The organism is Streptomyces sp. ACA25 (assembly GCF_028200735.1).
In the GTDB taxonomy this organism is placed as follows: domain Bacteria; phylum Actinomycetota; class Actinomycetes; order Streptomycetales; family Streptomycetaceae; genus Streptomyces.
Map to the genome: position 1 here is coordinate 453,542 of NZ_JAQKPV010000001.1, position 17,864 is coordinate 471,405.

The 17,864-nt window shown below is 72.5% G+C and carries 17 protein-coding genes; 7 read left to right on the forward strand and 10 right to left on the reverse strand.

Translation table 11 applies throughout. The features are described from left to right. Nucleotides 1–40: 40 nt before the first annotated feature. The 3 genes from PJ985_RS02085 to PJ985_RS02095 all read right to left on the reverse strand — a co-directional run bounded on the left by PJ985_RS02085 (nucleotide 41) and on the right by PJ985_RS02095 (nucleotide 3,320). Nucleotides 41–1,183, reverse strand: coding sequence for an HTTM domain-containing protein (locus tag PJ985_RS02085; RefSeq protein ID WP_271681731.1), 1,143 nt, complete (start codon nucleotides 1,181–1,183; stop codon nucleotides 41–43). Continuing rightward, nucleotides 1,170–1,895 carry a DUF5819 family protein gene (locus tag PJ985_RS02090; protein ID WP_443033362.1) on the reverse strand — a complete coding sequence of 242 codons (726 nt, stop codon included), beginning with the start codon at nucleotides 1,893–1,895 and terminating at the stop codon, nucleotides 1,170–1,172. Before PJ985_RS02090 ends, PJ985_RS02085 begins: the two co-directional genes overlap by 14 nt. Before the next feature lie 156 nt (nucleotides 1,896–2,051). After that, nucleotides 2,052–3,320 (reverse strand): ice-binding family protein, encoded by a 1,269-nt coding sequence (locus PJ985_RS02095; protein WP_271681732.1) that lies wholly within the window; start codon nucleotides 3,318–3,320, stop codon nucleotides 2,052–2,054. A 346-nt stretch (nucleotides 3,321–3,666) separates the two neighbouring features. Between PJ985_RS02095 and PJ985_RS02100 the strand changes: the two genes are divergently transcribed. The 3 genes from PJ985_RS02100 (at nucleotide 3,667) to PJ985_RS02110 (ending at nucleotide 6,203) form a co-directional block, all read left to right on the forward strand. After that, complete coding sequence (locus PJ985_RS02100) at nucleotides 3,667–4,260, forward strand: NADPH-dependent FMN reductase (protein WP_271681733.1); 594 nt, start codon at nucleotides 3,667–3,669, stop codon at nucleotides 4,258–4,260. Nucleotides 4,261–4,332: 72 nt separating this feature from the next. Then, nucleotides 4,333–5,352, forward strand: a complete 1,020-nt coding sequence (locus tag PJ985_RS02105) for an ATP-binding cassette domain-containing protein (RefSeq protein ID WP_271681734.1) — start codon at nucleotides 4,333–4,335, stop codon at nucleotides 5,350–5,352. Next, nucleotides 5,349–6,203, forward strand: a complete 855-nt coding sequence (locus PJ985_RS02110) for an ABC transporter permease (protein ID WP_271681735.1) — start codon at nucleotides 5,349–5,351, stop codon at nucleotides 6,201–6,203. The genes PJ985_RS02105 and PJ985_RS02110 overlap by 4 nt, the downstream gene beginning before the upstream one ends. A 103-nt stretch (nucleotides 6,204–6,306) precedes the next feature. Here the strand turns inward: PJ985_RS02110 and PJ985_RS02115 are convergent, their stop codons facing one another. Next, on the reverse strand, nucleotides 6,307–9,492 hold the full coding sequence (locus tag PJ985_RS02115; protein WP_271681736.1) for an ATP-binding protein: 3,186 nt from the start codon (nucleotides 9,490–9,492) through the stop codon (nucleotides 6,307–6,309). Between the two features lie 107 nt (nucleotides 9,493–9,599). Between PJ985_RS02115 and PJ985_RS02120 the strand changes: the two genes are divergently transcribed. After that, nucleotides 9,600–11,276, forward strand: coding sequence for a DUF885 domain-containing protein (locus PJ985_RS02120; protein WP_271681737.1), 1,677 nt, complete (start codon nucleotides 9,600–9,602; stop codon nucleotides 11,274–11,276). Continuing rightward, on the forward strand, nucleotides 11,273–11,827 hold the full coding sequence (locus PJ985_RS02125) for a tetratricopeptide repeat protein (RefSeq protein ID WP_271681738.1): 555 nt from the start codon (nucleotides 11,273–11,275) through the stop codon (nucleotides 11,825–11,827). Before PJ985_RS02120 ends, PJ985_RS02125 begins: the two co-directional genes overlap by 4 nt. Before the next feature lie 95 nt (nucleotides 11,828–11,922). Here the strand turns inward: PJ985_RS02125 and PJ985_RS02130 are convergent, their stop codons facing one another. From PJ985_RS02130 to PJ985_RS02150, 5 genes are all read right to left on the reverse strand, one after another. Further along, nucleotides 11,923–12,573 (reverse strand): TetR/AcrR family transcriptional regulator, encoded by a 651-nt coding sequence (locus PJ985_RS02130; RefSeq protein WP_271681739.1) that lies wholly within the window; start codon nucleotides 12,571–12,573, stop codon nucleotides 11,923–11,925. Between the two features lie 35 nt (nucleotides 12,574–12,608). Then, complete coding sequence (locus PJ985_RS02135) at nucleotides 12,609–12,809, reverse strand: hypothetical protein (RefSeq protein WP_271681740.1); 201 nt, start codon at nucleotides 12,807–12,809, stop codon at nucleotides 12,609–12,611. Between the two features lie 41 nt (nucleotides 12,810–12,850). Continuing rightward, nucleotides 12,851–13,090: a DUF2277 domain-containing protein gene (locus tag PJ985_RS02140; RefSeq protein ID WP_271681741.1), complete on the reverse strand. Its 240-nt coding sequence runs from the start codon at nucleotides 13,088–13,090 to the stop codon at nucleotides 12,851–12,853. Nucleotides 13,091–13,156: 66 nt separating this feature from the next. Next, a complete protein-coding gene (locus PJ985_RS02145) occupies nucleotides 13,157–13,363 on the reverse strand; it encodes a CsbD family protein (protein ID WP_271681742.1) in 207 nt (68 codons plus the stop codon). Nucleotides 13,364–13,488: 125 nt separating this feature from the next. Then, the gene (locus PJ985_RS02150) at nucleotides 13,489–14,508 is read right to left on the reverse strand and encodes a ketopantoate reductase family protein (RefSeq protein WP_271681743.1); all 1,020 of its coding nucleotides are present in this window, start codon (nucleotides 14,506–14,508) and stop codon (nucleotides 13,489–13,491) included. Between the two features lie 82 nt (nucleotides 14,509–14,590). Here PJ985_RS02150 and PJ985_RS02155 point away from each other — a divergent pair, with 82 nt between their 5' ends. Beyond that, entirely contained in the window at nucleotides 14,591–15,043 is a 453-nt protein-coding gene (locus PJ985_RS02155; protein WP_271681744.1) for a YbhB/YbcL family Raf kinase inhibitor-like protein, read from the forward strand. 75 nt (nucleotides 15,044–15,118) lie between these two features. Further along, nucleotides 15,119–15,499, forward strand: a complete 381-nt coding sequence (locus tag PJ985_RS02160; RefSeq protein WP_271681745.1) for a hypothetical protein — start codon at nucleotides 15,119–15,121, stop codon at nucleotides 15,497–15,499. 33 nt (nucleotides 15,500–15,532) lie between these two features. Here the strand turns inward: PJ985_RS02160 and PJ985_RS02165 are convergent, their stop codons facing one another. Beyond that, nucleotides 15,533–17,860 carry an ABC transporter permease gene (locus PJ985_RS02165; RefSeq protein WP_271681746.1) on the reverse strand — a complete coding sequence of 776 codons (2,328 nt, stop codon included), beginning with the start codon at nucleotides 17,858–17,860 and terminating at the stop codon, nucleotides 15,533–15,535. Between the last annotated feature and the right edge of the window lie 4 nt (nucleotides 17,861–17,864).

The window sequence follows — 17,864 nt, forward strand, 5'->3', positions numbered from 1 at the left end:
TTTCCCTCGCACCGCCCGCTCCGCGGCCGTCCCGCAGCGGTCAGCCGGGCGGCCCGGGCTGCGGCGGCACGAGTGTCTCCCGCTCCCGCGAGGGGGCGCCTGGCGGCAGGCCGGACCGCCGAACGGCACGCCGCCCCAGCCGTCCCAGCGCGCGGTAGAAGCGATCGGGCAGGAAGACGGCGTCAGCGATGATCATGGCGGCGGAGAACATCGGGAGCCCGAGGAGCACCGCGATGCCCACGTGCATGCTGAGCAGCATCGCCAGGACCGGGTACTTGAGCCTGCCGAACAGGACGAAGGGGAAAGCGACCTGCAACAGCACCGTCAGGTAGGCGACGGCGGCGAGCGGAACGGTGTACCCCTCGGCCAGCCGGGACAGTGCGGGCCAGGGCTGGAAGAGCTCGAGGTTCAGCACGTAGTGCAGGGCTGTTCCGTTGGCCCAGGTGCTGCCCTGCACCTTGTAGAGCCCCGCACAGGCGTAGAGGAAGCAGATCTGGACGGCGATGACGAACAGCGCGCAGTTGTGCAGCACGGTGGTCACCATGATGCGGGCTTCCCGGCCGGTGCCGGGGAGTTCCCCGGTGCGCCGGCGCACCGGGGACGCAGGCGTCGCGCACCCCGCGGCCGCCCGGAGCCGGGCCCGGCGGGCATCGAGGGACCAGCGCCGGCCGCACGCGGTGAAGACCAGGTAGACGGCCATGAGCAGGATGAGGTTGTCACCTCCGTCCGTCATGAAGACGGCTCGGGAGTGGAACGACGCCACGACCACGGCGAACAGCACGGACACGGCCCGGGTCCGCCAGCCCAGCATGAAGAGGGCCGCCGTCACGACGGCCAGGGCGTAGCAGAGCTCGAAGTAGGCCCGGCTGTCGGAGAGGGTGAGGAAGCTGACCCACCCGGTCTGGTCGAACAGCTGCTCCGCCAGCACGGGGGTCCACGGTGATCCGGGGCCCCAGATCATGTCGCGGTGCGGGAACTCGCGCAGCAGGAAGACCAGGTACAGCAACCCGTATCCGATGCGCAGCACGGCCGCGGCGTACAGGGAGACCGGTCGGTCGGTCAGGAGGGCGAACAGCGCGCCTGCGCGGTCGGGTGCCGGTCGTGGCGCCTGCGCGCCCGGGCGTCCGGTGGTGCGGGGCGGCGGGGCGGGTGCCGCGGCCGGCGACTGCTCAGTTCCTCCCATCGGGGGCCACCTCCCACCACGGCAGCCGGCGGGTCTCGGTAGCGGCCCGGGTGGCCGCCGCCGAGGAGTGGCCCGCCGCGGCAGGAGCGCCGATGGGCACGGTGACCACGCGCAGTTGGATGGCGTCGAAAGCGCCGGGGCGATGAGCGGCTACCCGGTCCGCGGCGATGTTGCGCAGATAGGTCCGCATCATCACGGCCCGCTCGGAGTGCGCCCGGTCGTCCCCGCCGTGCGTGTCGCGGTAGGAGGTCCATGCCCGGCGCAGCATGTTCTGCGCGGTGTGGCTGGGGAAGACCTGGTGTTCGACCGCGGACCGGTCCACGGCAGTCAGGTCGAACCAGCCGCTGGTTCGCACGGTGCCGTCCGCGGTGGTGTGCCTGGTCCGTGCCGAGATCTGGTGATTGACCGACTCGGGGTCCGGGGCGAAGAGACGCCAGTTCTGCTCGAAAACCGGCATGACCCATGCGTCGATCTGCCGGTCGTACCGCTCGGACAGTACGTTCGCCGGTGACACGTGGAGAAAGACGAGGAACACGTGGATCAGGGTCACCGCGAGGCACAGCACCACGGCGGATCCTGATGCCGCTCTCCACCCGAGGGCCGGGGCCGGGCGCGGTGGAGGTGCGGTGGCGATTTCCGGGCCGTTGTCCTGCGGCGCGGGCTCGGCGCCGGGCGGCTCCTTGACCTCTGCTCTGCCCCTGCCGTTCTCCACGATCCCACCCGGCCTTTCCCGTCCCGATGCCCGAAGCCGTGTTCCGGCTTTCGCGAGCGGCGTGCGGCGGAAATTCTTTCCGCCGCACGCCGTGCCACTCACCCGGGTGACTTTCTCACCGGTTCGCCCCGGGGCCGAGGGGGCGCCCCGGCCGCGTCACTCTTTCGGCCCGCACTCCGCTCCCTCGCAGTGCTGGTGCTTTCCGTGCTCCTCGTCGTGGTGCTTTCCGTGCGCATGGTCCTTGTGCTCGTGGTGCTTGTCGTGGTGCTCCTTGTCGTGGTGCTTTCCGTGCTCGTGATCCTTGTGCTTGCCGTCCTTGTGCTTGCCGTCCTTGTCGTGCCCGTGGTCCTTGTCGTGGTCCTTGTCCGACTCACAGGGTTTACACGGCTTCCCGGGCTTTCCGGGCTTCTCGGGACTGGGCCCGCCCGTGGTTCCGCCGGTCACGAAGCCCCCGGTGGTGCCCCCGGTCACCGTGCCTCCGGTCACCGTCCCGCCGGTGGTGGTCCCGCCGGTGACGAACCCGCCCGTCGCGGTTCCGCCGTTGGTCGCGCCGCCGAGGATGCCGCCGGTGGTCACGCCGGTGGTCAGGCCGCCCGTGGTCACTCCGGTGGTGATGCCGCCGGTGGTCACGCCGGTGGTCAGGCCGCCCGTGGTCAGGCCGTTGGTGGTTTCGCCCGTGGTCGCTCCGTTGCACACCGGCCGGGTGATGCGGTTGGTGTCCAGCGTCACCGAGCCCTCGCGCGCCAGGGCCCGCCCGTCGATGCTCGCTCCCGTGGTGACGGTGATCGAGGCCAGGGCCATGATGGTGCCGACGAAGGTCGAGTCGGTACCGAGCGTGGCCGAGCTGCCGACCTGCCAGAACACGTTGCACGGGTCGGCGCCGTTGATGAGGGAGACGTTGCTGCCCGACGCCGTCGTCAGGGTCGAACCCACCTGGAAGACCCAGACCGCGTTGGGGTCACCCTGCGCGTCCAGGGTGAGGGTGCCGGTGAGCCCGAGGGAGGTGGGCGCGGTGTAGACGCCCGGCACCAGTGTCAGTCCACCGGCGTCCGGCGGCAGCAGCGCGTCGGTGGACTGGCCCGCGGCGTTGTTGTACGCCGTGACGAGGTCGCTCTTCGCCTGGGCGGCCACGGCGTCCGCCACGTGGAAGGTGCCGAGCACGGTACCGGGCGGGAAGCCGGTGATGGAGGTACCCGGATGCACTCCCACGTCTCCGGTGATCACCGAAGGCCCGGTATTGGTGACCGACTGACCGGCGAGTACCGCGAAGCTTTCCGCCGTGCCGAGCGGCACAGGGGTGGCGACGGCATTTGCCGGGGTCGGTGTCACCGCCAGGGTGATGGCGGCGAGCAGTACAGCGAGTGCGGTCGCGATCCAGGCATACGTTCTGCGTGGCTGCGGCACAGCAAGATTGTTCAGCGTCATCGAGAAGCCAACTCCTGCTCGGCGAATGGAGAATGCGGCGGTACGGGGAAATGCGGCACGCCGATTCCTGTCCACGGCAGATTAGGCAGGTGAGTACCCGGAATGACGAATAACTTTGCATCATGTCGCTGAAGCCCACCATATACACCACGAAAGATATGAAGAATGCTGCACGGTGGTCCGCCGTCCGGGGGAGGGAAATCCGGGCGATGCGCGCCGGGAGCGGCCGGATCCAGCGGGCTTCCTCGCGGCCCGCTGGATCGGCTCCAGCGCTCGCCAGACCGGTTCTCGCGCCTCAGAGATGAGAACAGGCAGTGCACGGCGGACGGTCCGGAGGGGAACACCGATGCGACGCACGGAGCACACGGAGCACACGGAGCCACTGCGGGTGGCTGTCCTCATCGGCAGCACGCGGGAGGGGCGCGTCGGTGCGGGGATCGGAAACTGGTTCGCCGGGACGGCGAAGCAGCGCGAGGACCTCGTGGTCGATGTCGTCGATCTTGACGACTTCTCCTTCCCCGACCGCTACCCCGGTGCGGCGACCCCCGAAATGGAGCGGTTCACCGCCCGGATAGGTGCGGCCGAGGCATTCGTCGTGGTCACCGCCGAGTACAACCGCAGCTTCCCTGCCTCGCTGAAGCAGGCCATCGACTACGGCTACGACGAGTGGCGGACCAAGCCGGTCGGCTTCGTCTCCTACGGCTACCTGTGGCAGGGCCTGCACGCGGTGGAGCAGCTCCGGTCGGTCTTCACCGAGCTGCACGCCGTCACCCTGCGGGACGGGGTGAGCTTCGACCTGCTGGACGGCTCCGTGGACGAGACAGGTGCGCCCGCCCTGCCGGAGCGTGCCGAAGGGGCGGCCACCACGCTGCTCGACGCACTCCGCTGGTGGGGTCTGGCGCTGCGCGAGGGGCGGGCTGCCCGGCCCTACGTCACCTGAGTACCGAACGGCCGAGCAGCCCGCTGCGAGGCCGATCCGGCGATACCGATACGACATGAGAGAAGGAAGGCCATGAGCGAGTCATCCAACGGCCTGGCGGTCGAGACCTCGGGGCTGGTGAAGACCTTCGGGGACACCCGCGCCGTGGACGGCATCGATCTCGCGGTGCCCCGCGGCACGGTGTACGGGGTCCTCGGCCCCAACGGCGCGGGCAAGACGACGGCGGTGAAGATGCTGGCGACCCTGCTGCGCCCGGACGCCGGCGAGGCCCGGGTCTTCGGCCACGATGTGCGGCGCGAGGCCGACGCCGTGCGCAGCCGGGTCAGCCTGACCGGTCAGTACGCGTCGGTCGACGAGGATCTCACCGGTGCGGAGAACCTGATTCTGCTCGCCCGTCTTCTCGGCCACCGCAAGCCCGCCGCGCGGGAGCGGGCCGGGCAGCTGCTCGACGCGTTCGGGCTGAGCGAGGCGGCCGACAAGCAGGTCAAGAACTACTCGGGCGGCATGCGGCGCCGGGTGGACATCGCGGCCAGCATTCTCAACACCCCCGACATGCTGTTCCTCGACGAGCCGACCACCGGGCTGGACCCGCGCAGCCGCAATCAGGTCTGGGACATCGTGCGGACCATCGTCGACAGCGGCACCACCGTGCTGCTCACCACGCAGTACCTGGAGGAGGCGGACCAGCTGGCCTCCCGGATCGCCGTCATCGACACCGGAAAGGTGATCGCCGAGGGCACCCCGGGGGAGCTGAAGGCGTCGGTCGGCGCGGGGGCCGTGCACGTCCGGCTGCGGGACGCGGGACAGCGGCCCGATGCCCAGCGGGTCCTGTCCCAGGCCCTGGGGGCTCCGGCGCAGCTGGACTCCGACCCCGTCGCGCTGACGGCCCGTCTGCCGGCTGAGAAGTCCGACGTGGGGGCAGCCGAACAGGCTGCCCGGGCGCTGCACGAGCTGGCCAGGTCAGCCATCACGGTGGACGACTTCTCCCTCGGCCGGCCGAGCCTGGACGAGGTCTTCCTGGCCCTCACCGACCGTCCCGCGTCCACCACCGAGCCCGCATCCGCCCACGAGCCCGTCAAGGAGTCGGCATGAGCACCGCCACCCGGACCCACGAGCCCGACACCGCCCTTCCGCCCGCGACCGCTGAGCGCATCGGCAAGGTGCTGGCGTCCGGAGAACGGCCACCGCGGCCGAGCGCCCTGTCCACGTCGATGACGTTCGGCTGGCGGGCGATGCTGAAGATCAAGCACGTCCCCGAGCAGTTGTTCGACGTCACTGCCTTCCCGATCATGATGACGCTGATGTTCACCTACCTGTTCGGGGGAGCGCTCGCCGGATCAACGACCGAGTACCTGCAGTTCCTGCTGCCGGGCATCATGGTCATGAGCGTGGTGATGACCACCATGTACACCGGGGTGTCCGTCAACAACGACATCTCCAAGGGGGTCTTCGACCGCTTCCGCACCCTGCCGATCTGGCGGCCCTCCCCGATGGTCGGCTACCTGCTCGGTGACGCCTTCCGCTACACGATCGCCTCGGCCGTGATCCTCGTGGTCGGGCTGGTCCTCGGCTTCCGGCCGGCGGGCGGGGTGCTCGGCGTGCTGGCCGGCGTCGGCCTGCTGGTGGTGTTCTCCTTCGCGTTCTCCTGGATCTGGACCATGCTCGGTCTGCTGCTGCGCTCGGAGAAGTCAGTGATGGGCGTCAGCTGGATGGTGCTGTTCCCGTTGACCTTCCTCAGCAACATCCTGGTGGACCCCGAGACCATGCCGGGCTGGCTGCAGGGCTTCGTCGCCGTCAATCCGATCGCTCACCTGGTGGAGGCGGTCCGGGACCTCATGGCCGGCAGCGTCAACGTCGGCGAGATCACCTGGACCCTGGCCGCCAGCGCCGTGCTGATCGCGGTTTTCGGCACGATGACCATGCGGCTCTACAACCGGAAGTGATCCACCGCGGAGGGTTCCGCACCTCACACGCAGGTCACCGGGCCGTCAGCACAGCCCGGTGACCTGCGCGTCCGGGGGTCGGGCACGGTGGGCGGACCGCGGCTCACAGCCGCCAGTCGAGGGCCCGCTCCGGGTGGTAGCGGCAGTGGGAGCCGGTGGACACCGAGGCCCGCAGGTGCGCCGCCAGGGCAGGATGCTGCCGGTCGAGCTTCCGCAGAGTGTCGCGGATCCGGGCCGTGACCGTCTTGCGGGCACGCTCCGCCTCATCGCCCAGCCGCCGGCTGCGCCCGGCCAGACCGGCCGCCGTGCGCAGCTCCGCCAGCAGCGCTTCCCGCTCCCGGTCGAACTCCGCGGCCCGGCGGTCGTCCCCCAGCAGTGCTGCCCGGTCGATCTCCTCGTCCAGCAGGGTGAGCCGCCGCTTGTACTGGGATTTCGCCTCCGCGTCCAGGAGGTCGTCGCCACCCAGCCCCCGCGCCGCCGCCACGACCTCTCCGCCCTCGGGGGCCAGCAGCCGTACGGCCGGCACCTCCTGTCCCGGCACGCCCAGCAGCAGGTGCAGGTCCCGCAGACCTTTGGCGTCCGGCAGGTGGACCGTCTCCCCGGCGAACGTCAGGGTCCACACCGCGCCCTCCCGGCGGAACACCTGGCCGGGAGCGGGCCCGGGCCCCGGCCCCGCCGGGGGCCCGGCCGTGGGGCTCCCGGAGCGGGAGCGGCGCACCCGCTCGGTGAGGTGTGCCATGCCCAGCGCGGACGCCTCCTCCGCCACCTCGTCGGCCAGGGCCGCGCTCGCCGTCCGGTCGCCGTCACCGCCACGGGCGCGCAGCGCTTCGGCCAGCCGGGCCCGGGCCTCCAGGGACCAGGGCCGTGACCGGAGGCGTTCGGCCGAGCGCCCGGCGGCGGTGAACGCCGCCACCGCCGCGTCCCAGCGCTCCAGCGCCGCCTCGACCAGCCCCAGACACAGGTCGACCGGGCCGCCGATGTCGCAGCCGTAGAGCGACACCATCCACTGGCCCGAGTACGGGGCGAGCTGCTCGCGCACCCGTGCGCACAGCTGCGGGTCGCGGGTGGCCGCGGCCCCCTGTGCCTGCAGGCGCAGCCACAGCGGCTCGAAGGCGCGAGGGTAGTCCGCTGCCTCGGCGCTCGCCTCCGCGAAATGCCGCAGTCCGCTCTCCGTATCACCGCAGTGCAGCGCCGCGATGCCCTCCAGCAGGTGCGGGTGGGGGTAGCCCTTGGCCGTCAGCAGCCGGCGCAGCTCAGCCGGGTCGTCGAACCGGCCGCGATGCAGGGAGAGCGACCAGCGCAGCTGTTCCATCAGGTAGGCGAAGTGCGGGTGTTCCGGCTCGTGGTAGAGGGCGCCGACCTCCGCCAGGTGCGCCTCCGCGGCGTCGAAATCCCCCAGGAAGGCGGAGATGATGGTCCGGTCGACGGCGGAGCTGAGTGCCACCGACGCCATGCTGGTCCGCTCCGTCAGCCCGAGGAAGTCCTGGTACTGGGTGAGGAAGCGTGGATCGCCCTGCTCCAGGAGCACCACCCAGCGCATCGAGGCTGCGAAGTACTCCATCGAACGCTCCCCGGTGCGCCGGGCGACGGCCAGCAGCTCGTCCATCAGGGCCTCCCGCTCAGCGGCGGAGCCGAGACCCCAGATGGCGTCGTGCCGGGCCCACAGGCTGAACGCCAGGGCATCGTCGTCGGCACCGCGGCGGGCCAGTACCGCTGACCGGATGGTCAGCTCCTGGGCCAGGTCGTCGTCGGACAGGGGGCGCTGGGGAGCCCGGCCCGCCCGGCCGGGGATCAGCGCGGTGTGGGCCTCCCGGAGGAGGCCGGTGCGCAGCTCCCGCCGGGCGGGGGAGGTGTCCTGCTGGTAGAGCGTCAGCGTCACCCTCGCCAGCAGCTCGGGGTCCCCCAGCTCACGGCTGAGGGTGACGGCCTCCTCGAACGCCCGCCATGCCTGGTCCGTCTCGGAGTTGTGCTGCAGCTCGCTGCCCAGGTCGAGGGCGATCATGATCTGCTGCGCCCGGTCGTCCGACGCGGAGGCCACCTCCGCGGCCCGGCGGTGATGCCCGATCGCTTCCTCGAAGGCCATGCGGTTCCTGGCATCCCGGGCAGCGGCCCGGAGCAGCTCGACCGTGCGCGCGGGCTCCAGCTCGCCGCCCGCCAGGTAGGCGTGCCCGGCCAGGTCCGCCGGAACGATCCGCGCCCCGAGCCCGGGAGCCCCGCTCACCGCCCGGACGACGGCCGCGTGCCGCTTGCGGGCGGCGGTCTCGTCCAGGCCCCCGTACAGAGCCTCACGGACCAGGTCGTGGGCGAAGGAGAACCGGCCCCCGCCATGGGCGACGACCAGCCGGGCGGACAGGGCCTGCCCCAGCAGTCCCGCCACCTGCGCGACCGGCTTGGAGGCCGTCGCGGCCAGCAACTGCCGGTCGAACTCGCGGCCCAGCACGGCGGCGTCGGCGAGCAGCCGGGCCACCGCCGGAGGCAGCAGGGCGAGCCGGCGCCGCAGGGCGTCCCGCACCCCGGGGGCGATGGTGTCCACGGAACTGCCGACATGCCACAGCCGGGCAGTCTGCTCCACGAAGAAGGGATTGCCGCCGGTGAGCCGGTGCACCCGGGCGGCGAGCGCGGCATCCGGCCGACGGCCCGTGGTGCGGGCCATCAGCGTGCCGGTCTCCTCGGGGCCCAAACCGGTCAGCGTCAGGGTGGTGGCCTTCGCCAGCAGCGGCAGCAGGAGCGGCCGGAGCGGGTGGCCGTCCGCCTCGGCCTCGGCATCCCGGTAGGTGCCGATCACCAGCAGCCGCTCGAACCAGGTGTGCTGCGTGGCGAACTCCAGCAGCTTCAGCGAGGCGCTGTCCGCCCAGTGCAGATCCTCCAGCAGCACCACCACGGGACGGGTCTCACAGACGGACACCAGCGCGGTCGTCACCGCGTCGTGGATCCGGAAGCCGTCCGCCGGGCCGGTGTTCTCGCACTCGCCGAGCAGAACGGACAGCCCGCCGCCCACGGTGGCCTCCAGGGCGGCCCACTCCGGTGGACCGAGAGCGCGTCGCAGCCCGCGGACGACCTGGACCCAGGGCCAGTACCCTGGGGCGTTCTCCGAATCCCAGCAGGAGCCGCTCAGCACCAGCGCGCCGCGCTGTTTCGCCGCACCGACGGCCCCGGTGACCAGGGTGGTCTTGCCGATACCGGCCTCGCCGGTGACCAGTACGAGCCCGCCGTGGCTCTCCAGCGCGCGGTCGATCTCGGCGTGCAGCAGGGCGGCGGGGTGCTCCCGCCCGATGAGCGCAGACGTCATCACAGCACCATTAGAGGACAAGGCTCTGACACTAGTGGACCCTCTGCTGTCCAGCGTGGCATTCCGGTGCACTTCCCTCACCCCCGGGGGTCGGAGAAGATGAGTGCATGCTCCAGGAGAATGACCTCACCCCCTGCCGGATCGCCGACCAACATGTCGACACCATCGCCGACCTCAACCCGCTCACCGCCGAGATGATGGGAATCCGGCCCGGCGCCGACCGCCTGCCCGACTATTCCCCCGACGGTCTCGAGGCCCTCGCCGACGCCGAGCGGGCCACGCTGGCCGGGCTGGACGCCGCGGTGGCCGCGAACGGTGAACTGCCGGCCGGTGAGCGGCGGGCGGCCCGGCTGCTGCGGGAGCGGCTGACCGCCTCACTGGCGGAGCACGAGTCGGGCGAAGGGCTGCGGAACGTCAGCAACCTGTTCTGCCCCGTGCAGCACCTGCGGACCATCTTCCTGATGATGCCGCGGAAGACCGAGGAGGACTGGGCGGTGGTCGCCCGGCGGCTGCGGAACGTGCCGGCCGCCGTCGCCGGCTACCAGGTGGCGCTGCGCGAGGGCTTGGACCGCGGCCTGCACGCGGCGCCCCGGCAGGCCGAGACGCTGGTCGGCCAGCTCGGCACCTGGCTGGACACCGACTGGTACGGGACGTTCACCGCCGACGGCCCCGACCGGCACCGGGCGGAGCTGACCGAGGCCGCCCGCACCGGCACCCGGGCGCTCGCGGAGCTCAAGGACTTCCTGACCGGCACGTACCTGCCCGCGGTCGCCGGTACCGACGACGCGGTCGGCCGGGAGCGCTACGCCCGTCTCGCCCGTACCTGGACCGGCGCCGACCTGGACCTGGAGGACGCCTACGCCTACGGCTGGGAGGAGGTCCGCCGGCTGGCCGCCGAGATGGCCGTCGCCGCGGACAAGGTGCTGCCCGGCGCCGGCCCGCGGGCCGCGGGCGAGTACCTGAACAAGCACGGCGAGGCGGTCGAGGGCGAGGAGGCGATCCGCGTCTGGCTCCAGCAGTTCATGGACCGCGCCATCGCCGACCTGGACGGCACGCACTTCGACCTGGCCGAACCGGTCCGCCGGGTGGAGTCGATGATCGCCCCGCCCGGCGGCGCCGCCGCGCCGCACTACACCGCTCCGTCCATGGACTTCTCCCGGCCGGGCCGCACCTGGCTCCCGACCATGGGCGAGACCCGCTTCCCGCTGTGGGGTCTGGTCAGCACCTGGTACCACGAGGGCGTCCCGGGCCACCATCTGCAGCTCGCCCAGTGGCGGTACGTCGCCGACCGGCTCTCCACCTACCAGGTGACGCTCGGGAAGGTCAGCGCCACCACCGAGGGCTGGGCGCTGTACGCCGAACGGCTGGCGGACGAGCTGGGGCTGCTGACCGACCCCGCGCACCGGCTCGGCTACCTGGAGGCCCAGATGCTGCGCGCGGTCCGGGTGGTCATCGACATCGGCATGCACCTGAAGCTGCGCGTTCCCGCCGGGGAGAGCTTCCACCCCGGTGAGGTCTGGACGCCCGCGCTGGCCGCGGAGTTCTTCGCGCTGCACAGCGCGGCGGAGCCGGCCCACCGGGACTCCGAAATCGTCCGCTACCTCGGCATCCCGGGCCAGGCCATCAGCTACAAGCTGGGTGAACGTGCCTGGCTGGCCGGGCGGGAGGCGGCGCGGGCAGCCCGGGGCACGGACTTCGACCTGAAGTCCTGGCACATGTCCGCCCTGTCGCTGGGCTCCCTGGGCCTGGACGACCTCACCGACGAGCTGGGGCAGTTGTCGTGACCGATGAGGTGACGTTCGACGCGGAGCTGCGCGTCGTTCCGGTGGATCCGGTGGCCTACCGGAAGTCCGTGCAGGCCATGGAGCGGGAGCTGGCCCGGGCGCGGCAGTCCGGTGAGGTCACGGTGGCGCTGCTGCGCGGCCCCGGCTTCGGGCGGATGGCGCTGCGTGACCTGACGGCGGCCAAACGGCTGCTGACCGAGGCGCTGGAGCTGGCCCGCGCCGAGGATCATCCGCACCGCCTGGTCGCCACGTTGATCAACCTCGGTGACGCCTACCGCTACGGCGGCGAGTCCGCACGTGCCGAGCCCTGCTACGAGCAGGCGCAGCGGCTGGCGCAGGAGCGGTGCCCGGAGCTGATCGACTACGCGCTCCAGCACCTGGGGAAGCACCGGATCGACACCGGCGAGCTGGACGTGGCGGAGACACTGCTCATGGAGGCGCTGGAAATCCGCCGGGAGAAGGGTGACCCGGACCTGATCGCCTCGACCGAGCAGACCCTGGAGTACTGCGCGCTCCGCCGTGACCTCGCGGACCCGTCGGCCAACCGCTGACCGGGTACGGCGCCCCGCCGGTCCGGCGGGGCGCTGCCGGGGGCGCGGTCGGGTGCGGCGGCGCGGCGAGGGAGGAGCCGGGCGTCGCGAGAGCCTCAGGCCGTGTCCTCCGGAGGGGACCAGACCTCGCCGCGCAGCACGTCACGCATGCCCACCCACACCATGTTCATCAGCCGGTACGCGATGCGGTCGGCAGCCTCCCCGGGGTGCCGGCTCATCCAGTCGGTCAGCGAGTCGGCGGCCCCGACCAGGGCATGTGCGACGAAGTCCGCGTCCTCGTCCCCCAGCGGTACGGCTCCGCCGCCCACCTCGATGCCGTCCCGGACCAGCCCGGTCACCTCCGCCATCACCGAACTGCGGGCCTGCGCCAGCTCCGCCGCGATGGCCTCGCCGAGTTCGGGGGCCTGACGGTGCAGCACCACCCAGCTGTCCCGGTGCTCGGTGACGAAGGAGAAGAACGCCGAGAGCCCGGCCCACAAACGGAGTTCCGGGGTGGTCGCACTGGCCGCGGCTTCCCGGAAGGCGGTGACCATCCGCAGCGCTTCGCGGCGGATGCACGCGATGAACAGGCCTTCCTTGGAGTGGAGATACAGGTAGACCATGGGCTTGGAGATACCGGCCAGCTCAGCGATCTCGTCCACCACTGCGGCGTGGTAGCCACGTTGCGAGAAGACCCGGACCGCGGCGTCGATGATCTGCTGCTCGCGTACCTGCCGGGGGAGTCGTCGCCTGCGCTTGTCCGTCACCTTTGCCAGCCTACCTGCGCCGCCAGCCACCTTACTCATGAGTAAGGTGGCTGGCGGCGCAGGTAGGAGACACCCACGCCACGAGTGGTTTTTCGCTCGGCCTCACCCAGGACCAGCGCGACCTGCGGGACAGGGTCCACGGCTTTGCCGCCGGCGTCGTCCGCCCCGCCGCGGCGGAGTGACGAGAAGCCCTGCACCATCTTCGAGGGCACCAGCGAGATCCAGCGACCGGTCATCGCCCGCGCCCTCTCCGGACGCCACATCCGCTGAGGAGACCTCACTCCACCGGGGGGCGTCGCGGAGAAGCGCCTCCGCCGCGCACCTCGAGGCCGTCCAGGAGGAGCTGCGTGGCACGGGCCACGTCCTCCACCGCCCGGTCGAACACCTCCTGGTTGTGTGCGGCCGGGGCCCGGAAGCCGGACACCTTGCGCACGTACTGCAGGGCTGCCGCCCGGATGTCCTCGTCGTGCACCTCGGGCGTCACGGGCGGGCGGAGGGTCTTGATACTGCGGCACATGACCCCAGTGTGGGTCATGTGCCGCAGTGACACAGCTCCGCGGTCCTCAGTGGCCGCGGGGAGCCGTCAGGTCTTGTCGTCATCGGGCGAGAGCGAGTCCTTGGTGCCCTTGGCCTTGTCCTGCATGTCCTGGGCCGACTCCTTGAACCCGCCCTTGGCCTGGTCGGTCTCACCCTCGGTCTGCTTGCGCTTGTCGCCGGTGACCTTACCGGCCGCTTCCTTGGCTTTGCCCTTGAGCTTGTCCATGGCGCCTTCGCCCTTGTGGGACTCCATTGTGACTCCCGCCCTCCATCGTCATCGGTGGCATTGCGGAGCACGAGTATCCGGTTTTGCGCCGGTTAATCCGGCCGGCACCCGCCGACCTGCCGCGCGGCCCACCGTCGACCTGCCGGACCCGGTCAGTCCCGCTCCGGATCGACGAGACCGGTCAGCTCCGCGACCGACAGGCTGCCCGGACGCCGGCCTTCGCGGGCGCAGTCGTTCGCCACCCGCTGGAGGGTTTCGTTCACCGGGGTGGGAACCCCGTGCAGACGGCCGAGCTGCACGATCTCCCCGTTGAGGTAGTCCGCCTCGATCGAACCGGTGCCCCGGATCAGGCTCTGCCAGGAGGAGCCACCGCCCCGCTCGGCACCGGCCACCGGGCGCATCTCCATCCGGCCGTCCCGCACCTCCGCCAGCTCGGCCTCGGTCGCCCAGTCGATCCCGGCTGCCGCCAGCACGGTGGTCCCCTCCGTCCGCGCCCGGCCGAGCAGCTCCTGCGCGCGGCCGGCGTCCTCGCCGTCCCGGATGGCCTCACCGCACGCGGCCTCCAGGGCGTTCGCGAGGTTGGCCAGCAGCTTGGCGTACTTCCACCGCATGACGTCCGGCACCACCGGGGCCAGGAACCGCGCACCCTCCAGATCCGCCGCGATCCGCCGCACGGTGTCGTCGACCCCGCCCGGGAAAAGCCCCAGGTGCAGCATCCCGGTCAGCGGCGCGCACGGCGCGACCACCGTCCCCGCCCGGAGATACTGGGACGGCAGCCAGACGCACATCCCGTGGACCCGCCGGAACCGGCGCAGCGCCAGGCGCTCGTTCACCACCCCGTTCTGCGCGCAGACCAGCGGCAGCACCTCCCCGGCCGTGCCGCCGCCGACCACCGGGCGGGCCGCCCAGGCATCCAGCGCGGCCACGCTGTCCTGCGTCTTCACCGCCAGCACCAGCACGTCGTCCGGTCGCAGCTCGAGGGCCTCGGGCCCGTCCACGGCCGGCCCCGGCAGCTCCAGCACCCCGTCCGGCGTGGCCAGTCGCAGCCCGTGGTCCCGCAGGGCCGCACCGTGCGCGCCCCGGGCCACGAGCACCACGTCCTGCCCGCTTTCCCGCAGCCGCCCGCCGATCGATCCGCCGACGGCCCCTGCCCCGATCACTATGTAGCGCATCCCGCGATCCTGGCACGTCACCGGATCCCGGCCGCGGGCAGCCCGCCGGCATGCATCCCAAGGCGCCGGGTACTCCGGCGCCATGGCTGGAATCGAGCTGCGCAGTGCGGCGCTGAGTGACCAGGACCCCATCCCGGGCCGCTACGCCAGGGACGGGGACAACGTCTCACCGCCGCTGGCATGGTCAGGAGTACCGGACGCGGCGCAGGAGCTGCTCCTGCTGTGCGAGGACCCGGACGCGCCCAGCGGGACCTTTGTGCACTGGCTGGTCACCGGCATCGCTCCGGACAGCACCGGGGTGCCTGCCGGGGAGACCCCGCCGGGCGGCACGGAGTGGACCAACGGTTTCGGGGACCTGGGCTGGGGCGGACCGCGTCCACCCGCCGGGGACCCGGCGCACCGGTACTTCTTCCGTCTCTACGCCCTGGCCGGGCCGCCTTCCCTGCCGGAAAGGCCAACGGCCGACGACGTGCACGCCGCCGTGGACGGCCGGCATCTTGCGGGTGGCGCGCTGCAGGGCATCTACCAGCGCTGATGCGCGCACCATGCCCCCGAACGCGGTAACCGGCGAGGGGGCGAGCGCAGGAATCCGTACGAGAGGAGTGGGCTCATGGCGGGCAGGAAGGCGGAGGGCAACGACGAGCAGGCGGCGGTCCGGCACCGTGGCAGGCAGGGCGAGCACACCGGAGCCGGCGCGGACGGGGACCGGCGCCCGGGGCCGCCGGACGACGGGGACGGCTTTCCCCACCCGGAGGGCGGCCGGTACAGCGCGCACCATGAGCAGGTGTTCCGGGCCCTGGCGGAGGCGGAGAGTGCCCACGGCGGCGAGCCGGTGCACCTGGAGGAGGTGGCGCGCAACGCCCGTCTCTCCCCGGAGGAGACCCGGGCGATGCTGCACGATCTGGTGACCGTGCACCGGCTGGCCACCGAGCTTCAGGGCATCGACAGCCCTGACCTGGGCCCCCGCTTCGGCATTCGCGCCCGCCTCTGATGCCGGGCCCGGCTGCCGGGAGCCCGGCGGCGCTCAGAGGGTTTCGCTGAGGGTGTCGGCGAGGCGGCGGCGGGCTGCGCGGGCGGCGGGAACCACGGAGAAGGCCACCGCCAGGGCCACTGCCAGGAGCGACATCAGGGCGAGGACGCCGGGGGACGCGGGCTGGGCGATGCCCGCGCCGATGCCGCTGGTGCGGCCCTGCAGGTCGATCAGCCAGGAGGAGAACACCCTGCCCAGCGTGGTGCCGACGACGGCCGCGGCGAGCACGACGAAGCCTGCGCCGGTGACGATCACCGCCATGATCTGCCGGGGGGTCAGCCCGATTGCCTTGAGCGCCAGCAGGTCTCTCCGCCGGTCACGGACGGTGGAGCCGGTGGTGGTGGCCAGACCGGCCAGGCCGATGAGCACCAGCACGCCGATCAGGCCGACGATCACGCCGCGGACGGAGGACAGCCCGTCCGCCGGGTTGGGCACCTCGCGCACGTCGAGCAGCCCGCCGGCCGAACTCTCCAGCGCGTCGGCGACGGCTGTCCGGTCGGCCTCCGGGTGCAGCACCAGCTGGTAGTAGTCGGGTTGCAGGTCCGGATCCTGCTCGCGCAGGGTGTCGACGGTCGCGGAGATCACCCGGCCGCCGGCCTCGGGCTCGATGCTGCGGCCGACGATGTGCAGGATCTGCGGGCGCCCCTCCACCGTCATGCGGACCCAGTCACCGACCCGGGCGTCCAGGAGGTCGAGCAGCCCCTGTCCGGCCACCGCCTCGTCAGGCCCGGTGGCGGCCCGGCCCTCCGCGACCGTGAACGGGTAGGGCTCCTCCCTGGTGCCCAGGCCACGCAGGGTGAGGGTGCCGGTCTGGCCCGGTACCAGGGCTGCGGTCTCGGTGCCCGGGTGGGCGGCGATGACTTCGGGGTGCTCGGCGAGCAGCTCGCGCAGCTCCTCCTCGCCGAGTTCCTCGGCCCGCACGGACAGCCCGGCGGGCAGGCCCACCTCCGCGGGCCGGTGCGCGAAGCGGTCCAGGGTGGCCCAGGTGCTGAGCGCGACGGTGATCAGCAGGAAGGGCACGGCCAGCCGGCCCACGGACGCCGCGGCGTGACCGGGCCGCTGGAATGCCGCCCGCCAGCCGAGCACCAGGGCGGGCGGCAGCCGCAGACCCAGCGCCCGGCGCGCGGGGCGGGACATCGGGCGCCGGCTCGGCAGCGCCGCCCGGGCCACCGGCACCGGCGGCACCCGGCCGGCCCGCCAGGCGGCGAGCCCGGTGGCGGTGGCGATGAACAGCACCGACCCGGCCGTCACGGCGAACGGGGCCCAGGCGTGCTCGGGCAGCTCCCGCCACAGCCGCAGGGCCTCGCCGATGCGGCCGGGCAGCCGGGGGCCGAGGGTGGCGGTGACGACGGCCCCGGCCGCGACGCCCAGCAGGGCGAACGCCAGGTGCTGCACGAGGAACATCCGCACCACCTGGCCGGGGGTGAAGCCGATCGCCTTGAGGACCGAGATGTCCCGCAGATGGCCGCGGATCCGGGTGCTGATGGCCCCGGCCAGGGCGAGCGCCGCGGCCAGCAGTGCGCCCAGCCCGAACAGGCCGAGCAGCAGCCCGAGAAGACGGCCGTCGGCCCCCGCCTCGGCCCGGGCCTGCTGCCAGTCGGAGACGCCGGTGACCTGGTCGGAACCGAGCAGGGTGACGGCCCGCTGAACGGCGTAGCCGGTGTCCTGGGGGGCGTCCAGCCGCAGCCCGATGACCTGGCCCTGCTGCTCGGAATGGGGCTCGACGCGGTCCAGCGCGGGGGGCAGTACCCAGGCGGTGCCGGGGGTGTCGCCGCGGCGGTACCGGGGCTCCGCGGTGTCGGCGATGCCGGCCACCCGCAGCGCCCGGGGCTCGCCGTTGCTGCCCTGCACGGTCACGGTGTCGCCGGGGCCGGCCCACAGGGCGGCGGCCAGCGAGCTCTCCAGCACAATGCCGCCGGGGGCTTCCCCGGCCGGCCCGGCGGTGGCGGTGAGCCAGCTGCCGGAGGTCATCAACGGGCGGGCGGTGGCCGGCGGTTCGGCGCCGGCCGAGCGCAGCTCGATCGCGGCCCGGGTGCCCCGCAGTTCGGCTGTGGCCCGGGTGGTGCGGAACGGCCCCGAGGCCGCGGTCACCCCGTCCAGCCCGGCCAGCCGCTCGGCCTCGGTGCCGGCCGCCGTGTGGATCCAGACGTGCGCGCCCTCGGACTGGGTGAACGTCCGCTGCCAGGGGTTCGCGGCGTAGGAGAACAGCGCGCCGGCCAGCAGCAGGGAGGTGATGATCCCGGCCGTGGCGAGGACGATGACCAGACTCTCGCCGCGGTGAGCTCGCAGATCGGCCAGCGCCCAGCGCACGGAGGCCCGCACCGCC

Excerpts from the sequence above, each read along its gene's own strand:
- PJ985_RS02085 (WP_271681731.1), bottom strand. The coding sequence starts at position 1,183 with ATGGGAGGAACTGAGCAGTCGCCGGCCGCGGCACCCGCCCCGCCGCCC.
- PJ985_RS02095 (WP_271681732.1), bottom strand. The coding sequence starts at position 3,320 with ATGACGCTGAACAATCTTGCTGTGCCGCAGCCACGCAGAACGTATGCC.
- PJ985_RS02100 (WP_271681733.1), top strand. The coding sequence starts at position 3,667 with ATGCGACGCACGGAGCACACGGAGCACACGGAGCCACTGCGGGTGGCT.
- PJ985_RS02105 (WP_271681734.1), top strand. The coding sequence starts at position 4,333 with ATGAGCGAGTCATCCAACGGCCTGGCGGTCGAGACCTCGGGGCTGGTG.
- PJ985_RS02110 (WP_271681735.1), top strand. The coding sequence starts at position 5,349 with ATGAGCACCGCCACCCGGACCCACGAGCCCGACACCGCCCTTCCGCCC.
- PJ985_RS02115 (WP_271681736.1), bottom strand. The coding sequence starts at position 9,492 with ATGACGTCTGCGCTCATCGGGCGGGAGCACCCCGCCGCCCTGCTGCAC.
- PJ985_RS02120 (WP_271681737.1), top strand. The coding sequence starts at position 9,600 with ATGCTCCAGGAGAATGACCTCACCCCCTGCCGGATCGCCGACCAACAT.
- PJ985_RS02135 (WP_271681740.1), bottom strand. The coding sequence starts at position 12,809 with ATGACCGGTCGCTGGATCTCGCTGGTGCCCTCGAAGATGGTGCAGGGC.
- PJ985_RS02140 (WP_271681741.1), bottom strand. The coding sequence starts at position 13,090 with ATGTGCCGCAGTATCAAGACCCTCCGCCCGCCCGTGACGCCCGAGGTG.
- PJ985_RS02145 (WP_271681742.1), bottom strand. The coding sequence starts at position 13,363 with ATGGAGTCCCACAAGGGCGAAGGCGCCATGGACAAGCTCAAGGGCAAA.
- PJ985_RS02150 (WP_271681743.1), bottom strand. The coding sequence starts at position 14,508 with ATGCGCTACATAGTGATCGGGGCAGGGGCCGTCGGCGGATCGATCGGC.
- PJ985_RS02155 (WP_271681744.1), top strand. The coding sequence starts at position 14,591 with ATGGCTGGAATCGAGCTGCGCAGTGCGGCGCTGAGTGACCAGGACCCC.
- PJ985_RS02160 (WP_271681745.1), top strand. The coding sequence starts at position 15,119 with ATGGCGGGCAGGAAGGCGGAGGGCAACGACGAGCAGGCGGCGGTCCGG.